Here is a 15,217-nt window from a genome sequence, read left to right as displayed (position 1 = left end):
TTCAAACGCTCGCGCAACGGCGCGTCTTCGACGAAGCGCCAGGCATTCTGCATAGCTTCTATCAACGAACCCTCGTTATAGCGTGGTGGTGGACGCGTTTCTTTCGCCTCGACCTTGGGATCACGCAGGGTAGCCGCCTCACCGTTTGTCATCATGGGCAATACCTGCGCATCGTCAGATTTCTCACTCGTGGGAACCCAATCAGGAAAGGCCGCTCGCCAGCCAAGATCCAATGGCTGCCTGCCGGTGGCACGAAACGGAGCACCCGGGACTGCCAGCAAGGCAACGGTCTGCCGGAATCGAAAATCTGGCATGATGGCGGCGAGGTAGGCCCGCGCGATCACATCGAACAACTTTTTCTCATCAGCCGATAACCGCGGCCAGACATCTTTCAATGTATCGATTGTATTGGCGTTGGGGATTACGGCGTGATGGCTGGCATCCTTGACGGCTTTGTCGTGAAACGCTCCTCTAGGACCTTTGCGGATAATAGGCTGTGCTGGCACGGGCATATCCTTGTAGGACTGACCAACCTGAAGACCTGCGATGATTTTAGGTACATCTGCGATCAGCGATTCAGGCAGGTAGCGCACTTCGGCACGGGGATAGGTGATGATCTTTTTACCCTGTCCATCGTAGAGCTCTTGAGCCACATCCAGCGTCTTCGAGGCGGTCCAGCCAAACCGAGACGCGCACAGTTTTTGAAGCGACGGCAGGTCATGCAGTTTGGGCGGGCTCTGCCGTTTGTCTTCCACGGTGACGCTGAGTGGCCCGCTGAAGCCATCGGCCTTGCATACAATGTCTTCGGCCGTTTGCAGTTTGAGAATGCGCTCTTTCGGCGCGTGGCGCATCTTGAAGTGCCCCCCGGCAACGGATGCTGTAGCAACAACCTCGAAATAATTCGTGGGCACGAAGTCTCGTATTTCGAGCTCCCGCTTACACACGATCGCCATGGTCGGCGTTTTGACCCGCCCGACGCCAATCACACCGCGTGCGCCGCGGCCCAGTGTTACGGTTGCTGTACGTGTGAGCGACAAATTGTAGATCTGATCCGCCTGCCGTCGGGCAACTGCGGCGGCGTAGAGCCCGGCATATTCATGGTTTGGGCGCGCTCTATGAAACGCGTCTCGGATTGTCTGGGGGTCTTGAGCGGTAAACAAAACCCGCACAACCTCACCTTGGTAGTCGTAGTGCTCGAGGATTTCTTGACCGATCAGTTGGCCCTCGCGGTCGCAGTCGGTGGCAAGCCAGACCTTTTTTGCAGACCGCAGAGCCTCGCGGATCGCTTTGAGCTTAGCAGCCTTGTTGCCTCCCTTCGCTGGACGGGTGGCATACAAACCGTTGGGGCGTAACAGAATGGGGGACCACCGCTTCCATTCTGGCATTGCGTCCTCGGGCTCTTCGAGATCCAATAGATGCCCCTCTGCGGGGAGGATGGGTCCAAATCTTGAGCCAACGGCCGCCCGGACATCTTTTGCTTGGCTGGACTTTTCTGTGATGACGATTTGGTCGACCATTATGCGCCACCTGCAGCTGATATTGAGTTTATGTCATTTGGAACATAAGCGGAACATGCGTGGGTCGCAACGCAAATACGCATACTCAAAATTGCTACATAGGGGGGTCAGTCTGACGCGCTCTTTTCCTGAAATGCTGCAGTTTCCTGCTCGGCCCATGGCAAAGTCGCCATATCGCTCAGGTTCAATAACGTGACCGCCAAAGTTTCACGTCGGTAGACCAACCGCCTCAGCACATCCGGCGCGAGGTAAGCCAGCCGCAGCTGTCGGCTGACATGGCGCTCAGCGAGGTTCACAGCGATGGCCAAATCACGCACCGTGCCGAACTCGCCAGCCTCCATGCGCCGCCGCCAACTCCAAGCCCGGCCAATGGCGCGCAGGATATGCGGATCTTGGGTCTGGTCCTCGCTCGGCAGGTAGTCCGCAGGCGGCAGGATTTTCGGCCGCCCGTTTTGCCTGCGGATTTTGAGCGGTACGAAGACCTGAATGGTGTCAGGTGCGGCCATTATTCCGCGGCCTCAACAGGGCGCGGTGTCATCATTTCGCGCATGACGCCTGCGATACCATCGGTGCGCAGGTCGATGACCAGCCCCTCGGCAGTCACAGTCACGCGGCGCACCAGCAGCTGGATGATCCGGGTTTGTTCGGCCGGGAACAGCTGAGCCCAGAGTTCAGGGAACCTCTGCAGGGCCGCGATCGCTTCCGCCTCTGCAATGTCCACCATGTCATCCTTGTCCAGCGCCGCAATGACCTGCGCTGTGGTCTCCGGCGTCCTGAGAACACGGCGGATTTCGGCAATAACGGCCCCCTCGGCCGTATCCGCTGGCAGGCGCCTCGGAATACCGTCCTCCGGCGTCTCCCGGCTCTTGAGAAGGTCCATCGACACGTAATACCGATACCGACGCGTGCCTTTTTTCGTGCTGGACGGCGTCATAGCCGCCCCAGTGGCCGTGAAGAGGAGTCCCTTCAAAAGCGCTGGCGTTTGTGTCCGGCTGTTGTTTGCCCGCGTGCGAGGGCTCTCAATCATGATGTCATGCACCTGATCCCAAAGCCGGACATCAATGATTTCTTCATGTTCGCCGGGATAAGCCTTGCCCTTGTGCACGGCGTCCCCGCGGTAGACGCGGTTGTTCAGCAGCCGGTAGAGGTACCCTTTATCGATCAAGGTGCCCTGTTTGTTGCGGAACCCGTCGCGGCGCAGGTCCCGCGCCAGCACTGTGGCAGAACCCACCTCGACAAAGCGCTCGAACACCATGCGCACCTTGGCGGCTTCCTCTAGGTTCACCACCAGCTTGCGATCCCGGACATCGTAGCCCAGTGGCGGCACACCGCCCATCCACAGGCCCTTCTTCCGTGAGGCGGCGATCTTGTCCCTGATCCGTTCGCCAGTGACCTCACGTTCGAATTGTGCAAATGAAAGCAGGATATTCAGGGTTAAACGACCCATGGAGGTTGTAGTATTAAAAGCCTGCGTTACCGATACGAAGGTAACGCCGGTGCGGTCGAACACCTCGACCAGCTTGGAAAAGTCCATCAGCGAGCGTGACAGGCGGTCGATCTTGTAGACCACCACCACATCGACCAGTCCGTCCTCGACATCGGCCAGCAGCCGTTTCAGGCCGGGGCGTTCCAGCGTGCCGCCGGAGATGCCGCCATCGTCGTATTGGTCGCGCACCAATGCCCAACCCTCGGAACGCTGGCTGGCAATGTAGGCCTCACACGCCTCGCGCTGAGCGTGCAGGCTGTTGAACTCCTGCTCAAGACCCTCTTCGCTGGATTTGCGCGTGTAGATGGCGCAGCGCAGGCGGCGGGCCGGTTTGGCGGGTATATCCATCATGGCTCACTCCGCTTCCGCTCACGCAGCCCGAAGAAACGATAGCCGTTCCAGCGTGTGCCGGTGATGGCGCGGGCGACGGCCGAGAGCGATTTGAATTTGCGTCCCTGCCATTCGAAGCCGTCCTTCAGGACGGTCACCGTATGCGCAACGCCATCCCATTCGCGGATCAGCTTCGTGCCCACCACCGGATTGCGCGGGTCGGCAATCTGGTGCTTGCGCCGTGTGTGGCCTTCGACCTCGTCTGCCAGTAGGTCCAACATGCGCCGGGTTTCCCGGTCGGGACCGCCGTAGGTCAGTTCCTGGATCCGATAAGCCAAACGGCCTTCCAGAAAGTTTCGACTGTTGTTCGGGGCGGGCGCGTCAAAGAGCGCCTGCCATTCGGCTTTCAACTCGTTCACCGACATGGCCTTCAAAGCCGCTAGCCGTGCCAGAATTGGTTCATGTGTTGTCATGCGGATCTCCTCTGAGTTGGACCCGCAGTACCGCTCTGTTCTGGTCGGAAGTGTAGCGAACTATCTCTCTCATTTTCAGTATGCTGGCTTTGTTTTCGCGCCTGCAAGCGAAGGAATCCAACCGCCAGGATTTTACAGATCTCGGCGCGCCGTTCGCGCGGGGACATCTGGTCAGGGTTCTGAGAATTTGCCGCAGAAAGCGGGGTAAAAATATTGTTGGGCACGGTGGCTTCTTTCCGGTTTGTTACCCGAAAGAAGCGCGTGTGAATCGCACTCACAAGCAAAAACAATAGCTTGTCGGCCCATGTCGGTTTGCGGCGGCTAATGGTGGGAGGGCCGCTTTTGTTTATGGTCAGACGCGACGCCCGTACCAGCGAATCCGCCCGACGATATTGACCTCGTCCAGAAGGCATTCGTAGGGCGAGTAGTTGGGATTGTCGGAGGTGATGCGAATGCGCGGCGGGTCAATTGAGGGGATATGCTCGACCCGTTTGGCCATCAACCCCATACCGTCATGCAGCACGAAGAGGCCGGGAGGATAGGGACTTTTGCGGCCCATATCCACGAGGATCGTGTCGCCATCGTTCAGCGTGGGCATCATGCTGTCGCCAGTGACGCGCAGCATCCGGAGGTTCTTCGGGTTTGCCTCCAGCTCATCTTCAATCCACGATAGACGAAAGTGATAAAGCTTGCTGGCCTGCTCGTCGTCAGCATGCACAACAGTCCCGCCTCCGGCAGACGCCTTTGCCTTGACGCCCGATATCCCGACGAAAGTGGTGTCTGGTGAATAGATCTTCGGGGCTTCGCCTTCGACAGTGCCATCGCCGTCTATGAGCCAATCGACCTCCACCTTCAGTACATCCGCAACCTTTTGCAGCTTAGACCGGCTCGGGCGCACAGACTTGCCGCGGATGATGTCGTATATGAACGATCGGTTGAGCCCGGAAGCTTCAGCCACGGCCGCTGGCGTCATGTCGAGCTGGAAAGCGCGCGCCTTCAGCCTTTGCGCGATGTTCGTGACAATCATGTTTATCCCCAGCTAAGTTGTGGACTTTTTAGGATATCTATTCTGTTGAAATCGGACAGTCAAATAGATAAGAACAATACCAGAACAAAGGGGCGATGGCGGTGCTGATTCCACGAGAATATTTCACTTTGAATGAGGTTCTGGAGGAATGGGGGATTTCAGAATCGGAACTGGGCTACGTCGTGGAAATGGGGCAGCTCACGCTCTCCGTCAGGATCTACGGTTCCTTCATGGTGGCTGACCGTAAAGATCGCTCGCCTCAGTGCAAACCTGACTTCGAGGGCGTAGTCGATCTTGAACGCCGTGACGCCATGCGGGTTTTGCGAAAGCAAGCGTGCCAGGTCGCGTCCTTCGCCTTGAATGGTGGAACCGTGATGACGCCAGAGGGCGGCACGGTTTGGGTTGCATATCGGGACGCTTTGCTCGTGCGCGCCTGCGAGCGTGAGCAATTTGAGGAGACAGCACTGGCTGTGGGTGCCCCTCATATCAATGATTATGATCGGTTTTTGGCGTTTGAGCTTGATGGAAAGCACTATCTGTTCACGGACATGCAGGCGCGGGCTTTGAACTACTTGTTCATCTGCGCCGTCACAGGAGACCCTGAACAGCGCGGTGTGCAAATCTTGGCCGCCGCGGGATCTGCTTCGGTGAAGCTGAGCTATCTGTTCTCCAGCCGCAAGGGGTGGCGCGACGTCGTGCATCCGGTCTCGGGGCGCCGAGGTTACTATATGCTCGAACCCGCCCTGGTTGTTACCATGCGCATCGGTCCCTGACGTCTAATATCTTCCCAAAACAGGCCCGCCTCGAGCGGGCTTTTTTGTGTCTAGCGGTCATCGTGATTCGTTTTTGGCGTGGGCCAACTAGAGGCATTCGGTCGGTGTTCGGTTGGAGCTTGGTTGGTGAATGGTTGGTGCTGGGTTGGAGCTCCGACCGAAAATCTTTCGATCATTGATTTTCCAGCAAAAATTAAATTCAAGCACCGACCGTTCATGCCACGACCTCCAACCCAAGTCTTTGGCAAGTTGCTCTCATCAACTCGATGAGGGCGGCAATGCAGCAAGAACAATATCTACTGAGCACCAAACACCTGTCTCGGCGCTGGAACATTGCGCCGCGCACTTTGGAACGCTGGCGCGCTGAGGGACAGGGTCCTCAGTTCATTCGGATCGGCCGACACATTCGTTATCGTGAAACGGATATCCTGGACTTCGAAGCCGAGCAAATGGAGGCTTCCAAGCGCCGAAACGGCCTGACGTCTCAACGGTGCATCGCATGAGCCGCCGCCTTTCATCAGCGAATCCAGTTGTTTCGGAAATCACACTGATGGCCTGGGTCGATGTGGCCGAGCCGGGTGATCGACTAGCCTATCACACGGGGTTTCTGGTGGTCGACACGACCGCCAATGTCTCGACGCTGGCCAAGTCCGAGCGCGAGGGCCTGAGGGCCACGGCAGATGCCGCCTACCGCCTTGCTGAACTTGGCCGCGTTCATCTGGTTCAGGAACGTCTTGGACAAGACCGTTTTGCCTACCTCGTCATCGCCCGCCCCCAAACATCCCGCAATGCCAATGCGCTGACGCAGCTCGCTGCGGCTGCCTGACCCCATTCCCCCCGAAAAGGAGACCCTATGACCTACCCGGAAAACACCCCGAGCGTGGACGACATGCTCAACATGCCGACCGGCGAGTTGGCGAAGATGCCGGTGGAATCGCTGGCCGCGCTGCAAGCCGCACTTGACCACGCCAGCAAGCAGCTGAAGGCGGCAACCGTCCGTTTCAACACGGCGCTGGACGCGCGCTATGCCAACCGCGCTGCTGAGGCCCGCCGCGCCTGTGGCAAGGACACCGGAACTGTGCGGCTCGCGGATGGCAACTACACCGTCGTGGCCGATTTGCCCAAACGGGTCGACTGGGACCAGGCCAAGCTGGCGCAGATGGCCCGGAACATTGCTGACAGCAAGCAGGACCCCTCCCAGTTCATCGACACGAAGCTGACGGTCTCTGAGCGCAAATACGGCGCGCTGCCCGAGGCCTGGCGCGAGGGCTTTGAGCCTGCGCGCACCGTGAAGACCGGCACGTTGAAGATCACCCTCGAGCCGAACGAGGCCGCGCAATGACCGCGCTCGCCCATGTTCCCAACCCTGTCCAGGATCTGCCCAGCCTGATTGATCGCGCGGCAGCCATGCTGTCGAGCGCCAAGACCGCGGCGGAGGTTCTCGAGGCCCGCGAGACTGCTGGCCTCGCCTATGACGCCGCCAAGCGCGCGGCACGGATGAGCCGCGCCAAGTCAGCGCATGACGATCTGATCGCCGCCGCCCACCGTGCGCAGGCCCATGCGCTCGAAATCGAAGCTGCCGCCAAGCGGCGTCTGGCCGATGAATATGACGGCGCACAGGAGCGTGGCGAGGTGGCAAAACGTGGATGGGAAAGTGGTGTCGACAAGCGCAACACCACTACTGCAGCCGATCTTGGTCTTCGCCGCGACCAAATCCACGAAGCACGCTTGATCCGAGACGCCGAGGCCGCTGATCCCGGCATCACTCGCCGCACGCTGAATGACCGGCTTGAGCACGGTGAGGAACCCACGCGCGCGGCCCTGCGCAAGATGGTGACGGATGCCGCCATGCGGGGGATGCGTCCGCAGCGCAGTCCCAGCCGACGTAACCCGCACTACGTGCCGCCGACACCAGAACAGGCCGCTTGGCAACATGTGACAGGCACGTTCCGCGCCTTTGCCGAATGGGCCTCTGACGAGAACCTCGCACTCGCGCGGCAGGGCATGTTTGAGGCCCGCAACGCCCCTTTTCACCATCTTGACGCCAAGGCCATCGCCGAGGGGTCAGCAGCTTTCAAAACAATCAAGGAGTGGTTTGATGCTTGATAGCCAATCAGCGGCTTTTGCCGAACGCGTCTGGGATTACGCATCCCGTCTGGGCAACAACGCCCCCAGGATCGCCGATGAGATGATGGAGGCGGCTTTCCCGCTGACCTGCACGCAAGCCCGTCAGGAAGGCGCGCTACGCATGCTGCGCACCGGTATCATTTCCGAGGTCAAGCGCATCCTGCGCAACCGCGATGATGGGTTGGGCCAGGCGGATTTCGCAGAGGTTTGCGCGGCCTTCGCGCCGCTGGTCAAGGACCTGCGCTCTAAGTCCTATTTCGTGGAGAGCGCCGAGGAATACGTCGCTGTCCCGGATCTGATCGTCGAGCCCGACCTGCTGGATGACGCGCGGCGGTTCATGCGGCGCAAGGGCATCGAATGCCTCACCGAAGCCGATCGTCTGGATGCGCTGTTTGCGGCCGTGACCACCGAATCCGCGATCCCGCCGTATCTCAATTCCAACCCTGACAAAGGAGCCCAATAATGGCCATTTCTCTCGCATCTTTGCGAACAACCTCGGCTCTGACGCCGCCACGCATCCTGATGCACGGTGTTGCCGGTGTCGGTAAATCCACCTTTGCGGCTGACGCGGACAGGCCCGTGTTTGTCATGACCGAGGACGGCCTTGGCAAACTGCAGGTTCCGCACTTTCCATTGGCGACCAGTTACATCGAGGTGGCGGAAGCGCTCGACGCGCTTCTGAATGAGGATCACGACTATGGCACCGTCGTCGTGGACAGCGTCGACTGGCTCGAGCCGCTGATCTGGGCGGAAGCCTGCAAGCGCAACGGCTGGCAGTCGATCGAAACCCCGGGATTTGGCAAAGGGTACGCTGAGGCGCTGAATATCTGGCGCGAATATCTCGACAAGCTGAACGCGCTGCGGGACCAGAAGGACATGGCGGTCATCCAGATTGCCCATACCGACATCAAGCGCTTCGACAGCCCCGAGCATGAACCCTACGACCGGTATGTGATCAAGCTGCAGACCCGCGCTTCGGCGCTGCTGCAGGAGCATTCGGATGTGGTGCTTTTTGCGAATTACCGGATCTCGGTCGCCAAATCCGATGTCGGCTTCAACAAGAAGGTGACCCGGGCGCTCGGGTCCGGTGCGCGCGTCATGCACACCGAAGAGCGCCCCGCCTTCCTCGCCAAGAACCGTTACGGCCTGCCAGACACGCTCGAGCTCAGCTGGGCCGGGTTCATGGAGGCCATGGTGAGCAGTGACAGTGGCCCCAGCGGGGCCGCGAAAACGCCGCAAACAGCTGAATGATACCCCTGAAAGGACAAGACCATGGCACGTTTTGATACGTCATTTGACGCCACCAGCGTTGAACCCAGCACCCCTTATGAGCTGCTGCCCGCAGGCAAATACAGCGCCCAGATTGTCGAAAGCGAGATGCGCGTGACCCGCAATGGCATGGGTCAGTTACTCTGGCTGATGCTCGACATCCTTGATGGTCCGTACAAGGGCCGGAAGATCTTCGACCAGCTTAACCTTGTGAACCCCAACCCGGTGACGGTTGAGATCGCGCAGCGGACATTGTCTGCCATCTGCCATGCGACGGGCAGGATGCAGGTTAGTGACAGCGAGGAGCTGCACCAGATCCCGATGACGATCCAGGTGAAGATCAAGCCGCCGAAGAACGGCTACGGCGAGAGCAACGCGATCGCTTATCTGCCACCCGAACGGGCAGGAGCCCCGGCTGTTGCTGCAAGGCCTGCACCCCCCGCAGCACCGGCCACAACGCAGGCTGCTGCTGCCCCGCCCAAGATGGCCTCCGCACCCTGGAACAAGAAGGTTTGATGATCCGCGCTGCTCCGCATCCATGACTGACGGGGCACCGCCCAAACCCATCTGAGGATATTCCCATGACTGACCTGAAAAACACAGCCCCTGTGGCTGTGATCAGCCCCGGCTTGCCTGATGACCAGCGCCGCCTGATCGACCTCGACGACGCTATCGCCAAGATCCGCACGCAGATCGCAACCGCTGATCTGGCACGCCAGTGCGGCCAGAAGCCCATCGACCCCGACTGGTTCCACCGCGCCCGAACCGCGCTGCGCCACCTGTGCCGCGAACGGTCGGAGTTGCTTGCCAAAGGCACCGGCCGCCGTCGCCGCGAAAAGCTGAAGGACGCGCTGATTGGTGTCCTGCGAGACCGGCATGACCCGGAAACCTGGGTCGGCATTCTAGCCGAGGCCCAGGCCCGCAGTGAACGGGAGGGTTTGTAATGGCTGATCTTCCCGCACCGCCCACGCCGACACTCACGGCGATCTATGCGTCCTATGAAGCCCGGCAGGGGGACGGCTTTCGCGATCACCTTGGCGCGTCGATCATCGGCAAATCCTGCGCACGTGCGCTCTGGTATGATTTCCGCTGGATCACGCCTTCGCGCCATTCCGGTCGCCTGCTGCGCTTGTTTGAGACCGGACAATTGGAAGAGGACCGTATGGTGCGCAATCTGCGTGCCACCGGGGCGACGGTTCTGGAACTGGATCCGGAAACAGGGCGGCAAATCCGTGTCGAAGCCCATGGTGGTCATTTTGGCGGCTCGCTGGACGGCGTGGCGCTCGGCCTGCTGGAGGCCCCGAAAACCTGGCATGTGCTGGAGTTCAAGACGCATGGCACAAAGAGCTTTGCCGATTTGACCGCGAAGGGCGTGGTGCTGTCCAAGCCCCAGCATGCCGCACAGATGCAGATCTACATGCACCTGACCGGTATCACGCGCGCACTCTATATGGCGGTCTGCAAGGACACCGATGCTCTGCATATCGAGCGCATCGAGGCCGACGGCGCGATGGCCGAGCGGCTCTTGGAAAAAGCGGGCCGGATTATCTTCGCCCAGCATCCGCCCGCGCGGATCAGCGAGGACCCGGCCTGGTTCGAATGCCGGTTTTGCGATCACCATGCTGCCTGCCACGACAGTGGCGGTGCTGCCGTGACTTGTCGGTCCTGCCTGCATGCCACCGCAGTCGATGGCGGGTGGCATTGCGCCCGTCATGATCGAATGCTGGCTCCGATCGAGCAGCGCGCGGCCTGCAGCAAACATCTCTTCATCCCCGATCTTGTGCCGGGTGAGGTCATCGATGCGGGGGACGACATTGTCACTTACCGCATGGCCGATGGCTCCACCTGGGAAAACGACGCCCGCACCAAGGAGGCCACACCATGCTGACCCTGCGCCCATATCAACAGGCCGCGATCGCTTCGATCTACGGCTATTTCCAGACCCACAAAGGTAATCCAGTGGTGGTTCTGCCAACAGCGGCCGGAAAATCTCTCGTGGCCGCCGCCTTCATAGAGGGCGTGTTGAAAGCCTGGCCTGATCAGCGCATTCTGATCGTGACCCATGTGCGCGAGTTGATCGCGCAGAACCATGCCGAAATGATCGGGCTGTGGCCCGAGGCACCTGCAGGCATCTATTCGGCGGGGCTTGGCAAGCGCGAGGCGCAGGCGCGTATTCTGTTTGCCGGCATCCAGTCGATCCATCGCCGCGCGCAGGAAATCGGCCATACTGATCTGGTGCTGATCGATGAGGCCCATTTGATCCCGGGCAACTCCAGCACCATGTATCGGCGCTTTCTCGACGGGCTGGCGCAGATCAACCCGGCACTGAAGGTGATCGGGCTGACCGCCACACCGTTCCGTGTTGATTGCGGCATGCTGCATGAGGGCAAGAACGCACTCTTCACGGATATTGCCTATGAAGCGCCCGTGCGTGATCTGATCGATCAGGGCTATCTCAGCCCGCTGGTTTCCAAGCAGCCTGTAACCCGGCTGGATGTATCGAAGGTTGGCACCCGGGCTGGTGACTTTATTCAGCGCGATCTGGCGGCGGCTGTCGATCAGGACGCTATCACGCGGGCCGCTGTCAGTGAGATCATTGACTATGGGGAAGACCGCAAGTCCTGGCTGGCCTTCTGCTCAGGCGTGGATCACGCGCGCCACGTTGCCGAGGAATTCCAGCGCCGCGGCATCAGCTGCCGCACGATCTTTGGCGACACGCCCAAGGACGAGCGGGATGCGATCATCGCGGCCTTCAAACGCGGTGAAATCCGCGCGCTGGCCTCGATGGGCGTTCTGACCACCGGCTTCAACGCGCCCGGCGTCGATCTCATTGCGCTGCTGCGCCCCACGAAATCCGCCGGCCTTTATGTGCAGATGGTGGGTCGTGGCACGCGCCTCGCGCCCGGCAAAGAGAATTGCCTCGTTCTGGACTTTGCCGGCAATGTCCGCCGCCATGGGCCGATTGATCTGGTTCGGCCAAAACGGCCCGGTGAGGGCGGCGGGGGCGAGGCACCCACCAAGGTTTGCCCCATGTGCGCGAGCATCATCGCGCTCTCGGTCACCGAATGCCCGGATTGCGGATACGAATTCCCGGCCCGCGAGGTGAAAATCGCCCCCACCGCTGCCGCGCTGCCAATTCTGTCGCCAAAAACGCCCCAATGGCTGCCAGTTCATGGTGTCTACTACAGCCGCCATGACAAGCGCGGAGGGCGGCCCTCGCTGAAGGTGACCTATAGCTGCGGGCTCACGAGCTACAGCGAATGGGTCTGCTTCGAGCATCAGGGCTATGCGCGCCAGAAGGCGGCGGACTGGTGGCGCAAGCGCGCGGCGGATGTGCCGGTGCCGCTCAGCGTCGACGAGGCCATTGTACAGGCAGACCGTCTCAAACGCCCCAGTGCGATCTCGGTTCGTCCTTCGGGCCGCTATTTTGAAATCTCCGGCTACAGGTTTGATCCATGCCCCAAATCCACCCCGGCCTCTGCGCCGTCTGCCACCGGGAACCTCGCGGCTTTGGCTGGTTCAACGCAGGCTTCCCCGTCTCGGACCAGCGGCGGGATGCAAGCCGCAAGCATCTCTGCTCCCGGACCTGCCAGAACATCTGTCACGGGAGGACGGGCATGATCGATCCCACTCCGAACGAGAGCGAAGCCATGACTGTCGGTGGTTGCGAAGGCGGCGAATACCTCGAAAGCATCGGCAAGTCTGATCTTGCGACCCTGACCGAGACCGAATGGGACTGCTTCCTTGATGCGGTCATCACCGGATATTGTGATCACCTGCGTGAGCTTGCGGGCAGGGACCGCACGCGGCTCGATGCCATGACCCCCGAGGTACCTTTCTGATGGCTGATACATCCTGCATGGCGCGCTACGGCGCGCGTCTCGTCACCAATGGCTATACCATCCTGCCGATTGGCCCGGGCACCAAAAAGCCCGGGCAGTTCAGACGCGGTGCCTGGGCCGATTACCCCGAATGGAACCGGCATGCAGAGCGGGCCACGACAGAGGTGGAGATCGCAACCTGGTCCGCTTGGCCCGATTGCGGCATCGGTATCGTTGGTGGTGCGGTGGCTGCAGTCGATATTGATATCGTTGAGGATGCGGAACTGGCGCTCCAGATCGAGCAGCTGGCGCGCGCCAGGCTAGGCGACACCCCAGCGCTGCGGATCGGAAAGGCACCGAAGCGCATGCTGTTCTATCGCACGGCTGAGCCATTCCGAGGCATCAAGCGTCATCCACTGGAAGTGCTTTGCCTGGGCCAGCAGTTCGTCGCTTATGCCGTCCACCCAGAAACCGGCGCGCCCTATGCCTGGCCGGAGGAAGGGCTGGCCGATCTCGATATCAGCGATCTGCCAGAAATCACCGCTGATGCCGCGGCGGCGTTTCTCGATGAGGCTTACGCGCTGCTACCGGAGGCCCTGCGCCAGCGTGGACTGACAACTGCGTCGCCAACAGCCGAGCATCTGCGCAACCACAGTCAGATCGGAACTCTGCCCGCCATACGGGCGGCCCTCGCATGGCTGCCCAATGCCGAGCTGGATTATGACAGCTGGATGCGGATCGGCATGGCGCTGAAAGGCGCGCTTGGTGACGCTGGCGCCGATCTCTTTGCCGAGTGGTCGGCACAAGCGGCAAAGGACGTGCCCCAGACCACGGACAAGGCCTGGGCCAGCTTCAAACCCGATCGCATCGGCGCGGGCACGATCTACCACCTCGCCATGGAGCGCGGCTGGCAGCCTGATGCCTCTCTTTGTCTGGACGGTGCTGCGGTCTGCGATGGCGAGCACCCAGCGGCGGGGCTGCTGTCGAGGCTGGGCGAAGCTCATGGCTCTGAGGACCGGGAAATGGAGGTGCAGGCTGTCAGGGTGCCGCCGCCCCCACCCCTCTCGCAGCTTGATGGGGCACTGGCGATGATGATCGAGCATATTCTGGCCAGTGCCATCCGGCCCCAGCCTTGGCTGGCGGTCGGTGCCTCCCTCACCGCGCTTGGCACATTGATGGGGCGCAAGGTGCGTACCGATAGTGATCTGCGCTCAAATCTTTACGTGATCGGCCTTGCGGAAAGTGGGGGCGGAAAGGATCATGCCCGCAAGGCGATCAAGGAGATGTTCGCACAGGCTGGATTTGCGTCGCATCTTGGCGGGGAGCGCATAGCCTCCGGTGCAGGGCTGATCTCCGCGCTCACCCGACAGCCGGCGTCACTGTTTCAGATCGATGAGTTTGGCAAGTTCATGGCGAATGTCGTCGACAAGCATCGCGCGCCAAAGCATCTGTCCGAGATCTGGGATCTGTTCACCGAACTCGCAACCAGCGCGGCAACGACCTTTATGGGCGCGGAATATGCGGATCAGAAGGAACGACCACGCCAGGACATCATCCAGCCCTGTGCCTGTGTGCATGGGGTGACCGCGCCGGGTCCGTTCTGGGAATCGCTCTCCACTGGCTCCTTGCAGGATGGAAGCCTCGCGCGATTCCTTGTGTTTAGAAGCGAAGACGACATTCCTGACCGGAATCGGACGCCGCGCTCGCTCAGGGATGTGCCGCAACCGCTTCTCGATGCGCTCAAGGCGATTGCCGCCGCTGGCGGCAGTAATCGCGGCAACCTTGCTCAGACAGGAAGTGCGACCATTGTGCCTGCACCGTTACTGGTGAAAATGGATCCATCCGCTCTGGCAGTTTTTGATGATCTCGATCTTGAGATGACGACACGTCAGCGCGCGGCGATCGGTACGGAGCAAGGCGCAGTGCTTGCACGCGTCTGGGAAAACACGGCCAAGGTTGCGTTGATCAAGGCGGTCAGCGCAGATCCTTCCGCGCCGATAATTCGCGAGCCGGATGCGCTTTGGGCGCGGGAACTGGTTGCGCACTGCATTGGCACGCTCTTGCTGCAGTCGGAGCGGCATCTGGCAGATACCCGCACCGAAAAGCATCACAAGAAGGTGCTGGAGATCATCCGGGCCGCTGGCAGAAAAGGGATAAGGCGCCGCGATTTGACACGCAAAACCCAGTTTCTGGATCTGCGGGTGCGCCAGGAGGTTCTGCAGACCCTGATTGAAAGCGAACAGATCACCAGCGTGAGCACCAAGACCAAAGGGAGGAGCGCTGATGTGTACCGTATCGGGTAGGACTTAAGACAACGTCAAATGTAGCGTCAAAGTACGGAAGATGGGGGTCAACATCATGAAATAATTGAACAATAAACTTACGTCATTCCGT

Annotated in this window: 18 protein-coding genes; 13 read left to right on the top strand and 5 right to left on the bottom strand. The window is 60.4% G+C overall.

Annotation, left to right across the window (positions count from 1 at the left end; translation table 11 throughout):
• The 5 genes from LC354_RS15880 to LC354_RS15860 all read right to left on the bottom strand — a co-directional run.
• Nucleotides 1-1,517 (bottom strand): DNA topoisomerase (locus tag LC354_RS15880; protein WP_223425480.1); only part of this gene is annotated, 1,517 nt, incomplete at its 3' end.
• 107 nt (nt 1,518-1,624) lie between these two features.
• A complete protein-coding gene (locus LC354_RS15875) occupies nt 1,625-2,023 on the bottom strand; it encodes a hypothetical protein (RefSeq protein ID WP_223425477.1) in 399 nt (132 codons plus the stop codon).
• Nucleotides 2,023-3,351 (bottom strand): recombinase family protein, encoded by a 1,329-nt coding sequence (locus tag LC354_RS15870; protein ID WP_223425484.1) that lies wholly within the window; start codon nt 3,349-3,351, stop codon nt 2,023-2,025. Before LC354_RS15870 ends, LC354_RS15875 begins: the two co-directional genes overlap by 1 nt.
• On the bottom strand, nt 3,351-3,806 hold the full coding sequence (locus tag LC354_RS15865; protein WP_223425476.1) for a DUF2924 domain-containing protein: 456 nt from the start codon (nt 3,804-3,806) through the stop codon (nt 3,351-3,353). Before LC354_RS15865 ends, LC354_RS15870 begins: the two co-directional genes overlap by 1 nt.
• 352 nt (nt 3,807-4,158) lie before the next feature.
• Entirely contained in the window at nt 4,159-4,833 is a 675-nt protein-coding gene (locus LC354_RS15860; protein ID WP_223425474.1) for an XRE family transcriptional regulator, read from the bottom strand.
• A 95-nt stretch (nt 4,834-4,928) separates the two neighbouring features.
• Here LC354_RS15860 and LC354_RS15855 point away from each other — a divergent pair, with 95 nt between their 5' ends.
• The 13 genes from LC354_RS15855 to LC354_RS15795 all read left to right on the top strand — a co-directional run bounded on the left by LC354_RS15855 (nt 4,929) and on the right by LC354_RS15795 (nt 15,126).
• Nucleotides 4,929-5,606, top strand: a complete 678-nt coding sequence (locus tag LC354_RS15855) for a hypothetical protein (RefSeq protein ID WP_223425466.1) — start codon at nt 4,929-4,931, stop codon at nt 5,604-5,606.
• A gap of 266 nt (nt 5,607-5,872) precedes the next feature.
• Nucleotides 5,873-6,109, top strand: coding sequence for a helix-turn-helix transcriptional regulator (locus LC354_RS28015; RefSeq protein ID WP_399203709.1), 237 nt, complete (start codon nt 5,873-5,875; stop codon nt 6,107-6,109).
• Complete coding sequence (locus LC354_RS15845) at nt 6,106-6,432, top strand: hypothetical protein (protein ID WP_223425450.1); 327 nt, start codon at nt 6,106-6,108, stop codon at nt 6,430-6,432. The genes LC354_RS28015 and LC354_RS15845 overlap by 4 nt, the downstream gene beginning before the upstream one ends.
• 27 nt (nt 6,433-6,459) lie before the next feature.
• Nucleotides 6,460-6,948, top strand: coding sequence for a hypothetical protein (locus LC354_RS15840; RefSeq protein ID WP_223425448.1), 489 nt, complete (start codon nt 6,460-6,462; stop codon nt 6,946-6,948).
• Nucleotides 6,945-7,712 carry a hypothetical protein gene (locus LC354_RS15835; protein ID WP_223425447.1) on the top strand — a complete coding sequence of 256 codons (768 nt, stop codon included), beginning with the start codon at nt 6,945-6,947 and terminating at the stop codon, nt 7,710-7,712. Before LC354_RS15840 ends, LC354_RS15835 begins: the two co-directional genes overlap by 4 nt.
• Entirely contained in the window at nt 7,705-8,196 is a 492-nt protein-coding gene (locus tag LC354_RS15830) for a hypothetical protein (RefSeq protein ID WP_223425445.1), read from the top strand. The genes LC354_RS15835 and LC354_RS15830 overlap by 8 nt, the downstream gene beginning before the upstream one ends.
• Entirely contained in the window at nt 8,196-8,984 is a 789-nt protein-coding gene (locus tag LC354_RS15825) for an ATP-binding protein (RefSeq protein ID WP_223425443.1), read from the top strand. The genes LC354_RS15830 and LC354_RS15825 overlap by 1 nt, the downstream gene beginning before the upstream one ends.
• A 21-nt stretch (nt 8,985-9,005) precedes the next feature.
• Nucleotides 9,006-9,518 (top strand): DUF669 domain-containing protein, encoded by a 513-nt coding sequence (locus tag LC354_RS15820; protein WP_223425442.1) that lies wholly within the window; start codon nt 9,006-9,008, stop codon nt 9,516-9,518.
• A 65-nt stretch (nt 9,519-9,583) separates the two neighbouring features.
• Nucleotides 9,584-9,946 carry a hypothetical protein gene (locus LC354_RS15815; RefSeq protein WP_223425440.1) on the top strand — a complete coding sequence of 121 codons (363 nt, stop codon included), beginning with the start codon at nt 9,584-9,586 and terminating at the stop codon, nt 9,944-9,946.
• On the top strand, nt 9,946-10,890 hold the full coding sequence (locus LC354_RS15810) for a PDDEXK family nuclease (RefSeq protein WP_223425439.1): 945 nt from the start codon (nt 9,946-9,948) through the stop codon (nt 10,888-10,890). The genes LC354_RS15815 and LC354_RS15810 overlap by 1 nt, the downstream gene beginning before the upstream one ends.
• Nucleotides 10,884-12,623, top strand: coding sequence for a DEAD/DEAH box helicase (locus LC354_RS15805; RefSeq protein ID WP_223425437.1), 1,740 nt, complete (start codon nt 10,884-10,886; stop codon nt 12,621-12,623). The genes LC354_RS15810 and LC354_RS15805 overlap by 7 nt, the downstream gene beginning before the upstream one ends.
• Nucleotides 12,620-12,844, top strand: a complete 225-nt coding sequence (locus LC354_RS15800) for a DUF6511 domain-containing protein (protein ID WP_223425435.1) — start codon at nt 12,620-12,622, stop codon at nt 12,842-12,844. The genes LC354_RS15805 and LC354_RS15800 overlap by 4 nt, the downstream gene beginning before the upstream one ends.
• Complete coding sequence (locus LC354_RS15795) at nt 12,844-15,126, top strand: PriCT-2 domain-containing protein (RefSeq protein ID WP_223425433.1); 2,283 nt, start codon at nt 12,844-12,846, stop codon at nt 15,124-15,126. The genes LC354_RS15800 and LC354_RS15795 overlap by 1 nt, the downstream gene beginning before the upstream one ends.
• Nucleotides 15,127-15,217 lie beyond the last annotated feature (91 nt).

Source organism: Tateyamaria pelophila (assembly GCF_019966495.1).
Taxonomy (GTDB): Bacteria; Pseudomonadota; Alphaproteobacteria; order Rhodobacterales; family Rhodobacteraceae; genus Tateyamaria; species Tateyamaria pelophila.
Note: the sequence above shows the minus strand (reverse complement) of the source record. Positions and strands in the feature narration are given on the sequence as shown.